This is a genomic window from Microbacterium sp. ABR10, from assembly GCF_057812175.1.
This window is the reverse complement of record NZ_CM173821.1, coordinates 1,891,475-1,904,740: the sequence shown is the minus strand read 5'-3', so window position 1 is coordinate 1,904,740 and position 13,266 is coordinate 1,891,475. Positions and strand designations below refer to the sequence as shown.

The following is a 13,266-nucleotide window of genomic DNA, read 5'->3' as shown; positions in this document are numbered from 1 at the left end:
TCGTGCGCGTGCCTCTCCGCACGGTGCCGGGTTGCGTTTACGTGACGTCAGTCTTTCGCGTGAGGTCAGTGGCATCCGGGGCCGTCGGGCTGAGGTCGTGCGTTCGCGGAGGTCGTGCGGGGCGGCAGGGCCGGAAGGACGGCAGCGGTCATCGCGGAGCCCGCGTAAACTCGTCACATCATGGCGACTTTCGGCACCCTCTCCGACCGGCTCACAGAGACCTTCCGCAACCTCCGGAAGAAGGGCCAGCTCACTCCCGCCGACGTCGACGGGACGGTGCGTGAGATCCGCCGAGCCCTCCTCGACGCCGACGTGGCGCTGCCCGTCGTCAAGGAGTTCACTGCCGCAATCCGCGAGCGAGCCCTCGGCGACGAGGTCAACCGCGCCCTGAACCCGGCGCAGCAGGTCGTGCAGATCGTCAATGACGAGCTCATCGGCATCCTGGGCGGTCAGCAGCGACGCCTGCAGTTCGCCAAGAACCCGCCCACGGTCATCATGCTCGCGGGTCTCCAGGGCTCCGGAAAGACGACCTTCGCGGGAAAGCTCGCGAAGATGCTCGAGAAAGACGGGCACACCCCGCTGCTGGTCGCCTGCGACCTCCAGCGCCCCAACGCCGTGAACCAGCTGCAGGTCGTCGCCGAGCGCGCGGGAGCGGCGATCTACGCCCCCGAGCCCGGCAACGGTGTCGGCGACCCGGTCAAGGTCGCGCGCGACGGCGTCGCCCACGCCACGCGCCAACAGCACGACATCGTCATCATCGACACCGCCGGCCGCCTCGGCGTCGACGCCGAGCTGATGAAGCAGGCCTCCGACATCCGCAAGGCGACGCAGCCCGACGAGGTGCTGTTCGTCATCGACGCGATGATCGGTCAAGATGCGGTGAACACCGCGAAGGCCTTCCAGGACGGCGTCGATTTCACCGGCGTCGTGCTGTCGAAGCTCGACGGTGACGCCCGCGGTGGTGCGGCCCTCTCGGTCGCCTCGGTCACCGGCCGCCCGATCATCTTCGCCTCGACGGGTGAGGGTCTCGACGATGTCGAGCCGTTCTACCCCGACCGCATGGCATCCCGCATCCTCGACCTCGGTGACATCCTCACCCTGATCGAGCAGGCGCAGTCGGCGTTCGACGAGGCCGAGGCGATGGCGGTCGCCGAGAAGCTGGCGACCGAGACGTTCACGCTCGAAGACTTCCTGCAGCAGATGCAGCAGATGAAGAAGATGGGCTCCATGAAGAAGATGCTCGGGATGCTCCCGGGCATGGGAAACATGAAGCAGCAGCTCGAAGACTTCGACGAGCGCGAAATCGATCGCACCGAGGCGATCATCCGCTCGATGACCCTCGTCGAGCGACGCAACCCCAAGATCCTCAACGGCTCGCGGCGCCTGCGCATCGCGCGCGGCTCGGGCATGACCGTCACCGACGTCAACCAGCTCGTGCAACGCTTCGACCAGGCCGCCAAGATGATGAAGACCGTCGCCCGCGGCGGTGTGCCCAACATCCCCGGTATGGGTCCGGTCGGCGGCAAGCCCGGCGCGTCCTCGAAGCGCGGCAAGCAGCAGAAGGCGAAGGGTTCGCGCTCCGGCAACCCTGCCAAGCGCGCGGCCGAGAACGCCGGTATCGCTGCGGCAGCACCCGCGACGGGTTCCGGCTTCGGCTTGGGCGGTCAGGCGGTTCCGAGCGAGGCCGATCTCGCCGAACTGCAGAAGATGCTCGGCAAGGGCTGACCGGACTCTGCGGCGTCCGATCTCAGGGCAGCACCGCGGCGCCCTGCAGGGCCGACGCCACCGCCTCTTCGATCGCACGCTGCCCGCCGGCGGTCGGGTGCACGTCGTCGCTCTGCAACCACTCGGGATGTCCGACGAGCGGCTGACCGATGTCGATGTACGTGCCGCCGACCGCCTCGACGGCGTCGCGCAGCGCGTCGGAGGTGACCGCGGTGTCGTCGGGTACCTCGGGATCGTCGTTCCAGATGGTGCTGAGGGCGACGATGAGCGCGTCCGGCGCGGCCTCGTGCAGGCGCTCGACGGTGTCGGCGGTCTCGAAGCGGATCTCGTCGGGGTCCTGCCAGAAATCGTTGCTGGACGACTGCACGATCACCAGGTCGGGCTGCAGGGCGGCCACCGCGGGCACGAGCCCGGCGTACGGCGTTCCGCAATCGCCCTCCACCACGAAGCCCATTCCGGGGCAGGCGAGGTTGACGAGTGAGAGGTGGGTCCGCTGGGCGAGCAGCCGCGGCCATGCGTCCCGCGCCGGGAGCCCGAAGCCTGACATCACCGAGTCGCCGAGAGTGACCACCCGCTCAGAGGGGGTTGCACTCGTCGACGGTGCGGGGGAGGGGGATGCCGCGAGCTGCGCCGGCAGGAGTCGCGGGGTGGCGGAGTCGGCGGTCACGGGCACGGCCGCGCACCCGGCGACCAGGGCCACGACCACGGCTGCGAGGGCCGTCAGCGAGACAGCCGGAGCGCTGCGTCCCGAGATCATGCCGCGATCCTACGAGCGGTCGCCTATGAGCCAGCGTCGAAAGACGACTCAGACACGCAGGGCTGCCAGGTGCTCGCGCAGCGTCGGGCCGCCGCGGAATTCGCGGATCAGGTGCTGGACGACCTCCCGCAGGTCGCCGTCGGCGGCCTCGGCCACCGCGATCTGACGCGCCGAGCTACCGCCGGTGGCGAGGATGGTCTCGAGGCTCGCGAACTCCCTCGCGCACTTCAGCTCCAGCGCGATGTCGGCGAGTTCCTCCATCGTCTCGCGCAGGTGCTCCACGACCGGGCGCTGCGTTCCCGCGCGGTCGACGATCACCCGGGCATCGAGGCCGTACCGGGCGGCGCGCCACTTGTTCTCGCGGGCGTACCAGGGCGGGATGCCGGGCAGCTCACGCCCCTCGTCGAGGAGACGTGAGAAGTGCTCGACGAGTGTCTGTGCGAGAGCGGCGACGGCCGCGAGCTCGGGCAGAGTCGACATGCCGTCGCACGCGCGGATCTCCACCGTGCCCCACTTCGGCGCCGGACGGATGTCCCAGCGCACCTCGCTGGCATCCGCCATCACCCCTGTGCGCACCATGTCGTCGAGGTAGTCCTCGAACTCGCCCCAGCTGCCGAGCTGCCAGGGCAGGCCCGCGGTGGGGAGCTGCTGGAACACGAGTGCGCGGTTCGACGCGTAGCCGGTGCGTTCGCCGGCCCAGAAGGGGCTGGAGGCCGACAGCGCCTGCAGATGGGGGAGGTACACGTTCAGGGCGTTGACGATCGGCATCACCTTCTCGACGTCGTCGACGCCGATGTGCACGTGGATGCCCCAGATCATCATGTTCCGCCCCCACCACTGGGTGCGCTCGATGAGGGTGTGGTACCGCGTCTTGTCGGTGACCTGCTGGTCGAACCACTGCGCGAACGGGTGGCTGCCGGCGCACAGGATCTCGACTCCGCGCGGCTCGGTCTGCTCGCGCAGGGCGCCGATGGCATCCGCGATGTCGTCGACCGCCTCGGCGACCGTGTGCCCGACGCCGCTGGTGACCTCAACCGTGTTCGTCAGCAGTTCGCCGGTGACGGTGAAGCGTTCGAGCGCGGTCTTGTCCTCGAGATGCTCGAGGATCTCAGGAGCGCGGGGGACGAGATCGCCCGTCTCGCGATCGGCGAGCATGAGCTCCCACTCCAGACCCACGGACGAACGCGTCGATGCAGCGAACGGCAGCCTCATGCGGCCCAGTCTGACACGGTGCCCTCGCAGGGAGACGCTCCGCTACTCTGCGCGACGTTCCGTGTCGTTTCGCTTCACCTGTCACGGTGAGGCGAAAGGATCTGGCAGAATAGAGGGTCGGACCCACCACTCGACCCTCTATCCAGTGGCGGTCCCCCCTTTTGAGCTTCCGCCGGGTGTGCACCCCACGCTCCAGGCGTTCGGTTCGTTCATTTTCATCATCAGGAGTCATCGTGGCTGTCAAGATCCGTCTCAAGCGCCTCGGAAAGATCCGCGCGCCCTACTACCGCATCGTCGTCGCCGACTCGCGCACCAAGCGCGATGGTCGTGTCATCGAGGAGATCGGCAAGTACCACCCGACCGAGGAGCCCTCGTTCATCGAGGTCGACTCGGAGCGGGCGCAGTACTGGCTGTCGGTGGGCGCGCAGCCCACCGAGCAGGTCGCCGCCATCCTCAAGCTCACGGGCGACTGGGGCAAGTTCAAGGGCGACGCGAACGCCGTCTCCACCGTCAAGGTGCGCGAGCCCAAGGCCGCGTTCGAGGTCGACGCCTCGAAGAAGTCGGTCGTGAAGCCCAAGGCCGAGAAGAAGGCCGACCAGGCCCCCGCCGAGGCGCCCGCTGAGGACGCCGCCGAGACCTCGGCCGAGTAATCCTCGTGCTGTCTGCCGCGCTCGAACACGTCGTCAAGGGGATCGTCGATCACCCGGATGACGTGACCATCCGTTCCAGCACCTCTCCTCGCGGAGACGTGCTGGAGGTTCGCGTGCACCCCGATGACCGGGGTCGCGTGATCGGGCGCGGCGGACGCACCGCCAAGGCGCTGCGCACGCTCATCACCGCTCTGGCCGATGGTCGTCGCGTGCGCGTCGACGTCGCCGACGACTGATGGCGACCGGCGACGTGGCGGGCGCGCAGCCCGCCAACACCCAGCTCCGCGTCGGACGACTCGTCAAGGCCCACGGCCTGAAGGGCGCGTTCAAGCTCGAGTTGTACACCGACGACCCCGACGGGCGCTTCGTCGCGGGCAGCTCCTTCACCCTGCAGGTTCCCAAGTCCTCGCCGTGGCATGGCCGCGAGCTGACGGTCCGCGAGTTCCGCTGGATGAACTCCCACCCGGTCGTCTTCTTCGAAGGCGTCGATGACCGTTCGTCGGCCGAGGCCCTCGTGAAGGCGATCCTGTGGATCGACCAAGACACCGAGGCCGCCCCGACCGAGGAAGACGCCTGGTACGACCACCAGTTGGTCGGTCTCGACGTCGTCCGCGACGGTGCCGTCATCGGCCGGGTCGCGCGGGTCGATCACTTCCCCGCGCAAGACCTTCTGATCGTCCGCCCCTCCGGTGAAGACCGCGAGGTGCTCGTGCCCTTCGTGAGCGCCATCGTGCCCGAGGTCGACATCGCCGGTGGCCGTGTCGTCGTGACCCCGCCCGCGGGGCTGTTCGAAGATCTCCCGGCCGAGGCCGACGACGAGCCCGAGCCGGCCGACGTCGATTCGGCTGAGTCCGATCCCGCCGCGTCCGAGGCGGACTCCGACACCCGCGAGGACTGACGTGCGCATCGACGTCGTGTCGATCTTCCCCACGATCTTCGACGCCCTCGAGGTGTCGCTCTTGGGCAAGGCTCGGCAGAGCGGTCTGCTCGACGTGCATGTGCACGACCTGCGCGCGTTCACCCACGACCGCCACCGCACCGTCGACGACACGCCCTATGGCGGTGGTGCCGGCATGGTGATGAAGCCCGAACCCTGGGGTGAGGCCCTCGATGCCGTGACGCGTGACGCGGTCGCGCGCCCGGTCATCGTCTTCCCCTCGCCCGCCGGTGAGCGCTTCACGCAGGCCACCGCCCGTGAGCTCTCGGTCGCGCCGCACCTCGTCTTCGGCTGCGGGCGGTACGAGGGCATCGACGAGCGCGTGTTCGACTACGCCGCGGAGCTCGGCGACGTGCGTCTGCTCAGCCTGGGCGACTACGTGCTCAACGGGGGAGAGGTCGCCGTCATGGCGATGGTCGAGGCGATCGGTCGCCTCATCCCCGGCGTCGTCGGAAATCCCGAGAGCCTGGTCGAAGAATCACACGAGGACGGCCTCCTCGAGTACCCCTCGTTCACGAAGCCCGCCCTCTGGCGGGAGCGCGAGGTGCCGCCCGTGCTCTTGAGCGGGAACCACGGTGCGGTGGCTGCGTGGCGACGCGAGCAGCAGCTCGTGCGCACGCGCGAGCGTCGGCCCGACCTGCTGTCCGACTGATCGCTGGGCGCGACCACAGCGCTGCGGCATCCGGGATGGCCGGCACCGTCGGGCGTACGCCGATCTCGCAGAGCGGCGGTCTCCCCGCAGATCCTGACGCGTAATCTGCGAAAAGCGCACGCTTCTCCGAGCGTCTCGCGGCGCAGGGCGGGCCGGACGTGACGGATGCCGCGACCTCGAGGCCGCGGCATCCGGTCTCTCGAGGTCAGTCGACGCCGAGGAACGAGCGGTCGGTCAGCACGATGGGCCCCTCGGGCGTGATCGCGACGGTGTGCTCGGAGTGCGAGCCCCGCGATCCGTCGGCGCTGCGCAGCGTCCAGCCGTCGGCGTCGGTGATCAATTCGTCGGTCGTGTGCAGGAACCACGGCTCGAGCGCGACGACCAGGCCCGCCCGCAGCGGGTAGCCGCGTCCCGCTTTGCCGTCGTTGGCGACGTGCGGGTCGCCGTGCATGGTGCGCCCGACGCCGTGTCCGCCGAAGTCGGTGTTGATCGAGAGGCCCTCGGCGTGCGCGACGGCGGCGATGGCGGCGGAGATGTCGCCGATCTTGTGTCCGACGGTCGCGGCGTCGATGGCCGCGGCGAGAGCGCGCTGGGTGGTGTCGATGAGCGCGAGGTCTTCGTCGCGGGCGGTGCCGACCACGAATGAGACCGCGGAATCGGCGACCCAGCCGTCGACCGAGGCCGCGAAGTCCAGCGAGACGAGGTCGCCGTCGCGCAGCACGTAGTCATGGGGGAGACCGTGCAGGACCGCATCGTTGATCGAGGTGCACAGCACCTTGCCGAACGGGCTCGCGCCGAACGACGGGTGGTAGTCGATGTAGCAGGACTCGGCGCCGGCCTTGCGGATCATGTCGTGTGCGCGGCGGTCGAGGTGCAGCAGGTTGGTGCCCACCTTCGTCTCGTCGCGGAGCGTCGCCAGCACCTCCGCGACGAAGCGCCCCGCGGGTCGCATCGCATCGATCTCGGCCGGCGTACGCAGTTCGATCATGGGTGAATCCTCTCGTGGAACCTCTATTCTCCCCGATCAAGGCCGGTTGCCGTGGTGCCGTCGCACCATTGCATTCTCAAAGGCCCCGCACATCGGCGCGCTCTAGCATCGCCTCATGGTGCTGCGCCGACTGTTCCTCCGCTGGTTGTTCCCCGCCGCCTTCGTCCTGCCGCTCTGGCTCTTCGTCGGGTGGATCGTGTTCTCGGGCGGTAGCGGGTGGGCGCTGCTGTGGTTGTTCGTGGCCGTGCCGGCGGTGTTCGTCTCCCAGCTGCTGCTGTCGCTGGTGATCCGCGCTCGTGCGAGCGTCCGCGAGACACGTGCGGTGTCGTGGCGCGATCTCGCCGGACTCGGCGTCTGGCACCTCGTGATCATCGCGCTCGGCATGTTCGACTCGCGGGTGTTCTTCCCGCTGCTCGTGCTGTCGATCGTCGGAGCCCTGCTGCTCTTCTGGTCATCGCTCGCGCAGCTGTGGAACGAAGCGCGCGGCGTGGTGACGGTGCTGCACACGACCGACGGCACGGCCTACATCCCGCCGACGACGGACCGCATGCAGCCGCCCGTGGCCGGCGAGGTCATCGTCGTTCCCGAGAACCGTCGCTCCGACTGACCCCTGGAGGGTCGACCGTTTTGGCAGGGCGGCTCCCGCGTGGCACAATGGACGATTGTGCCCTGACCGGCTCTGCCTCAGGGGAGTCATGTCGCATCCGCGGCCTCGGGCACGTCCCATCCTTTTCCCTTTTATCGTGCGATCGACCTGTGGCGGTCGCAGGAAGTGACGATCATGCAGATCCTCGACTCCGTCGACGCGGCCTCGCTCCGCTCCGACATCCCCACCTTCGGCCCCGGTGACACCGTCAAGGTGCACGTGAACATCGTCGAAGGTAGCCGCTCGCGTATTCAGGTCTTCCAGGGCGTCGTCATCGGCCGCTCGGGCGACGGCGTGCGCGAGACCTTCTGCGTCCGCAAGGTCAGCTTCCAGGTCGGCGTCGAGCGCACCTTCCCGGTCCACAGCCCCGTGATCGACCACATCGAGGTCGTCACCCGCGGTGACGTGCGTCGCGCGAAGCTCTACTACCTCCGCAGCCTCCGCGGCAAGAAGGCCAAGATCAAGGAGAAGCGCGACCGCTGAGTCGGCTCTCTCGAACGCCCCGTGGGATTCACCCACGGGGCGTTCGGCGTTTTCGCGGGCGACACGGTCAACGCGCGGCATCCGGGTGTGCGACCCTGGTCTGTGCGGTTCGGTCGGCGTGCGACCAACCCGGTGAAGGAACACATGAGCGACCAGACCGCCTCGACCCCGGATGCCACGGAAACCGCCGCTCCCGAGCGGCGTCGCCGCGGGTGGGGGGCCTTCTTCCGCGACCTGATCGTCATCATCGCCATCGCCCTGCTGGTGTCGTTCCTGGTCAAGACATTCGTGGTGCGGTCGTTCTACATCCCGTCGGCGTCGATGGAGAACACGCTGCTGATCAAGGACCGCATCCTCGTCGACGAACTGACCCCGCGGTTCGGGGAGTACTCCCGCGGAGACATCGTCGTGTTCCGCGATCCCGGCGGATGGCTTCCCTCCCAGCCCACCGAGGAGCGGTCTCCGGTCGTCGAGGGAGCGGACTGGGTGCTCTCGCTGTTCGGCCTCTCGGCCCCCGACAGTGACGACCATCTGATCAAACGCGTGATCGGCACCGAGGGCGACCACGTGGTGTGCTGCAACGCCCTCGGCCAGACGACCGTCAACGGCGTCCCCATCGACGAGAGCTACGTGCGCCTCGCCCCGGGTGCGACGTCGCCCGAGCCGGTGCCCTATGACGTCACCGTGCCCGAGGGATCGCTCTGGGTGCTCGGCGACAACCGCAACAGTTCGCGCGACTCGCGCTTCAACCAGGACCAGCCGAACAAGGGCTTCGTGCCGGTCGACAACGTCGTGGGCCGGGCGTTCCTCATCACCTGGCCGTTCACACGGTTCGGCCTGATCGACTTCCATCACGATGTGTTCGCGGGCGTTCCCGCGCCGCCCGAGCAGTGATCGAACCGACCCTCACCTTCGAGCGTCGCGTGCTGAAGCAGCACGCGATCGTCATCGCGTGCGACGAGGTCGGTCGCGGAGCCCTCGCCGGGCCCGTGGCGGTCGGGGCGGCCGTCATCGACCCCGCCCGCTCTCGCAAACGCGTGCCGGCGGGCCTGCGCGATTCGAAGCTCGTGCCCGAGGCGCGCCGACCCGAGGTGGCGGCGCGGGCCGCCGCTTTCGTGCAGCACAGTGCGGTGGGGTGGGCGAGTTCGGTCGAGATCGACGAGATCGGCATCATCCGGGCGCTCGGCCTCGCCGCCGTCCGGGCCATCGCCGACCTGCGTGCGCACGGCGTGGTGCCCGAAGAGGCGCTGGTGATCCTCGACGGCAACCACGACTACATCACCCCGGCCGGCGAGTCCGGCCTGAACGTCAAGCCCGTCATCAAGGCCGACCGCGACTGCGCGAGTGCGGCCGCGGCATCCGTCATCGCCAAGGTCGCACGCGACGCGCTGATGACGGGTTTGCACGACGACCTGCCCGCCTACGGCTGGGCGCGCAACAAGGGCTACGCCAGCCTCGACCATCGCGATGCGATCACGACGCACGGCATGAGCGTGCACCACCGCCACTCGTGGGCGATCGCGGCGGCGCCGACGCTGTTCTGACTGCGTGACCGGGCGGTGCGTCGACCGGCTCTGCAGTCGGCGGCACGGGTCGTCCGACCGTCGTGTGTCTTTCTGCGCGCGCTTCGGCTGGTCGGGCATCCGGCGGACGCGCCCGGGCGTGCATCGTCGTGCCGCTCGGACCACGGTGCGCGCCTAGGATGGGAAGACCATGGATGACGACGTCTTCGAGGATTACGACCGCGAACTCGAGCTGGCCCTATACCGCGAGTACCGCGATGTCGTGCGCCAGTTCACCTACGTGATCGAGACCGAGCGTCGGTTCTATCTCGCGAACGACGTCAACGTCGTGCGCCGCGACACCGAGCACGATTTCTACTTCGAGATCTCTATGACCGACGTGTGGGTCTGGGACATCTACCGCGCCGACCGTTTCGTGAAGTCGGTGCGAGTGCTCACGTTCAAGGACGTGAACGTCGAAGAGCTCTCGCGACACGATTTCCAGCTGCCCGACGAGCTGTCGCTCGACTGAGGTTCCTCCCCAGGGCGCATCTCGCTCAGCTCTCCACGGACGAGCTGAATCGGCCCGCGAGCCGGGGGACCCGGATGCCACGCTCTCGGGCATGGCAGCGAAAGACGACCTCGGCCGAGCCGGGGAAGACCGCGCCGTCTCCTACCTGACAGGTGACGGCTACCGCATCATCGCGCGCAATTGGCGGTGCACCCAGGGCGAGATCGACATCGTCGCGGAACGCGACGGGACGCTCGTCGTGGTGGAGGTGAAGACCAGGCGCAGCGAAGACTTCGGGCATCCGTTCGAGGCGATCGACAAGCGCAAGGCGACGCGCCTCTGGCGACTGGCGATGGCGTGGCTCGCGGCGCATCCGGATCTCGCGCGGGGGCGGCGGCTCCGCGTCGATGCGATCGGGCTGACCGGTGGCGACCCGGCCACGGCCCGCCTGGAGCACCTCGAGGACGCCCTGTGACCGTCGCGCGAACGTGGGCGGTGGCCCTCTCCGGCCTGCGGGGCGATCTCGTCGAGGTGGAGGCCGATGTCTCATCGCAGACGCCCGAGTTCTCCATCATCGGCCTGCCCGACAAGGCGCTCGGCGAAGCGGGGCGGCGCGTGCGCAACGCCTGCACCAATCGAGGTCTCGATCTGCCCAAGCGGCGGATCACGGTGAACCTCTCGCCGGCGAGCCTGCCGAAACGCGGATCCGGCTTCGACGTGGCCATCGCCGTGGCCGCTCTGGCGACGTCTGTGGAGATGGATGCCGCACGCGTCGCGACGACGGTCCACATCGGCGAGCTGGGTCTCGACGGACGGCTGCGTCCGGTTCCCGGCGTCCTGCCCTCTGTCATGGCGGCGCAGCGAGCCGGGCACGGCCGGGTCGTCGTCCCGACCGCCAACGCCGCCGAAGCCCGGCTCGTGGAGGGCACGGAGGTGTTCGCGGCCTCGTGTCTGGCCGAGGTCGTGCGCTGGCACGGCGGCCGCAGCGATGCGGCCGAGCTCGTCGCCGTGGAGGCGCCGAGGGATGCGGCCTCCGACGAGACCCTGCTCGACCTCGCCGACGTCGTCGGACAGCCCGAGGCTGTCGACGCACTCATCGTCGCGGCCGCTGGTGGCCACCACATCCTGATGAGCGGGCCGCCGGGCGCGGGCAAGACGATGCTCGCGCGTCGGCTCCCCGGCATCCTGCCGCCCCTCGATGACGATGCGGCGCTGTCGGTCGCCTCGGTCCGTTCACTCGCGGGCGACACCGTGACGCGGCTCTCACGCACGCCTCCCTTCGAGAGCCCGCACCACGGGGCGACGGCAGCAGCGCTCATCGGCGGCGGATCCGGTGTCGTCCGCCCCGGCGCGATAGCCCGCGCCAGCGACGGCGTGCTGTTCCTCGACGAGGGCGGCGAGTTCCCCGCCTCCGTGCTCGATGCACTGCGGCAGCCGCTCGAGAGCGGCACGATCCAGGTGCACCGGTCAGGTGTCGCGGCGACGTATCCCGCGCGGTTCCAGCTGGTGATCGCGACCAATCCGTGTCCCTGCGGCCAGTACGGCGTTCCCGGGGGAGCCTGCGAGTGCCCGCCGCAGGCAATCCGCCGGTACTCGCGTCGCCTGTCGGGTCCGCTCCTCGATCGCATCGACATCGACCTGCGACTGCAACGCGTGACGTCGGCCCGCCAAGAGGGTGACGCGCGAGTCGTCAGTTCCGCCGACGCGCGGAACCGGGTCGCCGAGGCGAGGGTGCGCGCCGCGCGGCGATGGTCGTCGACGGCTTGGCGCCGCAACGCCGATGTACCCGGCACGTGGCTGAGGGGGCCGGCAGCCCCGCCGCCGGAGGTGCTCCGGCCCCTCGACGTGGCACTGCGTCGCGGGGCGCTGACGCTCCGCGGCTACGACCGTCTGCTGCGGGTCGCGTGGACCGTCGCCGACCTCGCCGGTCACGACCGGCTGCGGCTCGATGACGTCGGGCGAGCGTTGTATCTCCGTCAGGGGGCGGGCGCGTGATCCCGATCGACGCGGCGACGGCGACGGTGGCGGTGCGGGGGCTTCGCGGTGAGGAACAGACTTCCGCCCAAGATGCGTACGCGCGGGCGGTGTGGAGCGTGCTCGTCGAACCGGGTGACGGTGTGGCCGGGGCGCTCGTCGCCGAGCACGGAGCGATCGAGGCGCTGCGCCGAATCGACGATTCGGAGGATCCCGAGGTGCGCCGGGCGCGAGCTCGCTGGGCGCCGCGAGGGCAGCCGGGCGCCGTCGACGCGGCGCTCGATGCGGCACGGCGGTGCGGGGCATCGCTCGTGGTGCCCGGTGATGCCGCGTGGCCCACGCGTCTCGACGACCTCGGCGCGCACGCGCCGTTGGCGCTCTGGCGGCGGAGCGCGGTGACGGATGCCGAACGCCCCGCCGTCGCCCTGGTGGGCGCCCGCGCGTCTACGGCCTATGGCGAGGGTGTTGCGGTCGACCTGGCGGCAGATCTCGCCGCGGCGGGTGTCGCGGTCGTGTCCGGCGCCGCCTACGGCATCGACGGTGCCTGCCATCGAGCAGCCCTGTCTGCGGGTGGGGCGACGGTCGCCTTCCTCGCCGGAGGCGTCGATCGTCCCTACCCTCGCGGTCACGAGGCCCTTCTCTCTCAGATCGCCGCCACGGGGGCCGTGTGGAGCGAGACGCCATGCGGTGCCGCGCCGACGAAATGGCGCTTCCTCACGCGGAACAGGCTCATCGCGGCGATGGCCGACGCGGTCGTCGTGGTCGAAGCAGGATGGCGCAGTGGCTCGCTGAACACCGCCGCTCACGCCGCAACGCTCGGGCGCCCGCTCGGCGCGGTTCCGGGACCGGTGACAAGCGCCGCGTCGGCGGGGTGTCACCGCATCCTCCGCGAGTACGACGGCGTGTGCGTGACCTCGGCAGCCGACGTGCTGGAGATGCTCGGTGCCGGTGGGCCGCCGCCGCCGGCGGCAGCGGGGCAGGCACGAACCGACGCCACCACTCGTCTGCTCGACGCGCTGTCGTCGCGCACGGGACGCTCGCCCGACGAGGTCGCGCGCCGCAGCGGACTCGCGCCCGACGAAGCGGCCGTCCTGCTGGGCTTCGCCGAGCTGGAAGGTCGGGTGCTCCGCGAGGACGACGGCACGTGGCGCACGATCGCGCGAGACGCGCCGGGCGGACGACGAACAGGCTAGGGGGTGCGGCGTCGCAGGCGGTGTGGGGACCGATTC

The 13,266-nt window shown here is 69.7% G+C and carries 16 protein-coding genes; 13 read left to right on the top strand and 3 right to left on the bottom strand.

The window, feature by feature from the left end:
* Window positions 1-180: 180 nt before the first annotated feature.
* The gene (gene ffh, locus ACXKZF_RS08805; RefSeq protein WP_055954103.1) at window positions 181-1,725 is read left to right on the top strand and encodes a signal recognition particle protein; all 1,545 of its coding nucleotides are present in this window, start codon (window positions 181-183) and stop codon (window positions 1,723-1,725) included.
* Window positions 1,726-1,747: 22 nt separating this feature from the next.
* On the opposite strand, the gene ACXKZF_RS08800 is transcribed toward ffh, so the two are convergent.
* The gene (locus tag ACXKZF_RS08800; protein ID WP_488983962.1) at window positions 1,748-2,482 is read right to left on the bottom strand and encodes an SGNH/GDSL hydrolase family protein; all 735 of its coding nucleotides are present in this window, start codon (window positions 2,480-2,482) and stop codon (window positions 1,748-1,750) included.
* A gap of 48 nt (window positions 2,483-2,530) precedes the next feature.
* Window positions 2,531-3,694 carry a glutamate--cysteine ligase gene (locus ACXKZF_RS08795; RefSeq protein WP_055954110.1) on the bottom strand — a complete coding sequence of 388 codons (1,164 nt, stop codon included), beginning with the start codon at window positions 3,692-3,694 and terminating at the stop codon, window positions 2,531-2,533.
* Between the two features lie 233 nt (window positions 3,695-3,927).
* On the opposite strand from ACXKZF_RS08795, the gene rpsP reads away from it, so the two are divergent.
* The 4 genes from rpsP to trmD are packed head-to-tail and all read left to right on the top strand — an operon-like array spanning window position 3,928 to window position 5,933.
* Window positions 3,928-4,344, top strand: coding sequence for a 30S ribosomal protein S16 (gene rpsP, locus ACXKZF_RS08790; protein ID WP_183419910.1), 417 nt, complete (start codon window positions 3,928-3,930; stop codon window positions 4,342-4,344).
* Window positions 4,345-4,349: 5 nt separating this feature from the next.
* A complete protein-coding gene (locus ACXKZF_RS08785) occupies window positions 4,350-4,580 on the top strand; it encodes an RNA-binding protein (RefSeq protein WP_055954116.1) in 231 nt (76 codons plus the stop codon).
* On the top strand, window positions 4,580-5,242 hold the full coding sequence (rimM, locus tag ACXKZF_RS08780) for a ribosome maturation factor RimM (RefSeq protein ID WP_488983961.1): 663 nt from the start codon (window positions 4,580-4,582) through the stop codon (window positions 5,240-5,242). Before ACXKZF_RS08785 ends, rimM begins: the two co-directional genes overlap by 1 nt.
* 1 nt (window position 5,243) lies before the next feature.
* Window positions 5,244-5,933, top strand: coding sequence for a tRNA (guanosine(37)-N1)-methyltransferase TrmD (gene trmD, locus ACXKZF_RS08775; RefSeq protein WP_243222214.1), 690 nt, complete (start codon window positions 5,244-5,246; stop codon window positions 5,931-5,933).
* A 205-nt stretch (window positions 5,934-6,138) separates the two neighbouring features.
* Here trmD and map read toward each other — a convergent pair whose 3' ends face one another.
* The gene (map, locus tag ACXKZF_RS08770; RefSeq protein ID WP_488983960.1) at window positions 6,139-6,921 is read right to left on the bottom strand and encodes a type I methionyl aminopeptidase; all 783 of its coding nucleotides are present in this window, start codon (window positions 6,919-6,921) and stop codon (window positions 6,139-6,141) included.
* Window positions 6,922-7,036: 115 nt separating this feature from the next.
* Here map and ACXKZF_RS08765 point away from each other — a divergent pair, with 115 nt between their 5' ends.
* From ACXKZF_RS08765 to dprA, 8 genes are all read left to right on the top strand, one after another.
* Entirely contained in the window at window positions 7,037-7,528 is a 492-nt protein-coding gene (locus tag ACXKZF_RS08765; protein ID WP_055954127.1) for a hypothetical protein, read from the top strand.
* Between the two features lie 174 nt (window positions 7,529-7,702).
* A complete protein-coding gene (gene rplS / locus ACXKZF_RS08760) occupies window positions 7,703-8,050 on the top strand; it encodes a 50S ribosomal protein L19 (protein ID WP_055955342.1) in 348 nt (115 codons plus the stop codon).
* Window positions 8,051-8,194: 144 nt separating this feature from the next.
* Window positions 8,195-8,944 carry a signal peptidase I gene (gene lepB, locus ACXKZF_RS08755; protein WP_055955347.1) on the top strand — a complete coding sequence of 250 codons (750 nt, stop codon included), beginning with the start codon at window positions 8,195-8,197 and terminating at the stop codon, window positions 8,942-8,944.
* Window positions 8,941-9,594, top strand: a complete 654-nt coding sequence (gene rnhB / locus ACXKZF_RS08750; RefSeq protein WP_243222217.1) for a ribonuclease HII — start codon at window positions 8,941-8,943, stop codon at window positions 9,592-9,594. Before lepB ends, rnhB begins: the two co-directional genes overlap by 4 nt.
* 169 nt (window positions 9,595-9,763) lie before the next feature.
* Window positions 9,764-10,084 (top strand): DUF2469 family protein, encoded by a 321-nt coding sequence (locus tag ACXKZF_RS08745; RefSeq protein WP_055954133.1) that lies wholly within the window; start codon window positions 9,764-9,766, stop codon window positions 10,082-10,084.
* Between the two features lie 91 nt (window positions 10,085-10,175).
* Entirely contained in the window at window positions 10,176-10,538 is a 363-nt protein-coding gene (locus tag ACXKZF_RS08740) for a YraN family protein (RefSeq protein ID WP_055954136.1), read from the top strand.
* Window positions 10,535-12,058, top strand: a complete 1,524-nt coding sequence (locus tag ACXKZF_RS08735) for a YifB family Mg chelatase-like AAA ATPase (protein ID WP_488983959.1) — start codon at window positions 10,535-10,537, stop codon at window positions 12,056-12,058. Before ACXKZF_RS08740 ends, ACXKZF_RS08735 begins: the two co-directional genes overlap by 4 nt.
* Window positions 12,055-13,230: a DNA-processing protein DprA gene (dprA, locus tag ACXKZF_RS08730; RefSeq protein ID WP_488983958.1), complete on the top strand. Its 1,176-nt coding sequence runs from the start codon at window positions 12,055-12,057 to the stop codon at window positions 13,228-13,230. The genes ACXKZF_RS08735 and dprA overlap by 4 nt, the downstream gene beginning before the upstream one ends.
* Window positions 13,231-13,266 lie beyond the last annotated feature (36 nt).

Bases quoted from the DNA above. Each gene is read 5' to 3' on its own strand.
- ffh (WP_055954103.1), top strand. From the start codon at position 181: ATGGCGACTTTCGGCACCCTCTCCGACCGGCTCACAGAGACCTTCCGC.
- ACXKZF_RS08800 (WP_488983962.1), bottom strand. From the start codon at position 2,482: ATGATCTCGGGACGCAGCGCTCCGGCTGTCTCGCTGACGGCCCTCGCA.
- ACXKZF_RS08795 (WP_055954110.1), bottom strand. From the start codon at position 3,694: ATGAGGCTGCCGTTCGCTGCATCGACGCGTTCGTCCGTGGGTCTGGAG.
- rimM (WP_488983961.1), top strand. From the start codon at position 4,580: ATGGCGACCGGCGACGTGGCGGGCGCGCAGCCCGCCAACACCCAGCTC.
- map (WP_488983960.1), bottom strand. From the start codon at position 6,921: ATGATCGAACTGCGTACGCCGGCCGAGATCGATGCGATGCGACCCGCG.
- ACXKZF_RS08765 (WP_055954127.1), top strand. From the start codon at position 7,037: ATGGTGCTGCGCCGACTGTTCCTCCGCTGGTTGTTCCCCGCCGCCTTC.
- rplS (WP_055955342.1), top strand. From the start codon at position 7,703: ATGCAGATCCTCGACTCCGTCGACGCGGCCTCGCTCCGCTCCGACATC.
- lepB (WP_055955347.1), top strand. From the start codon at position 8,195: ATGAGCGACCAGACCGCCTCGACCCCGGATGCCACGGAAACCGCCGCT.
- ACXKZF_RS08745 (WP_055954133.1), top strand. From the start codon at position 9,764: ATGGATGACGACGTCTTCGAGGATTACGACCGCGAACTCGAGCTGGCC.
- ACXKZF_RS08740 (WP_055954136.1), top strand. From the start codon at position 10,176: ATGGCAGCGAAAGACGACCTCGGCCGAGCCGGGGAAGACCGCGCCGTC.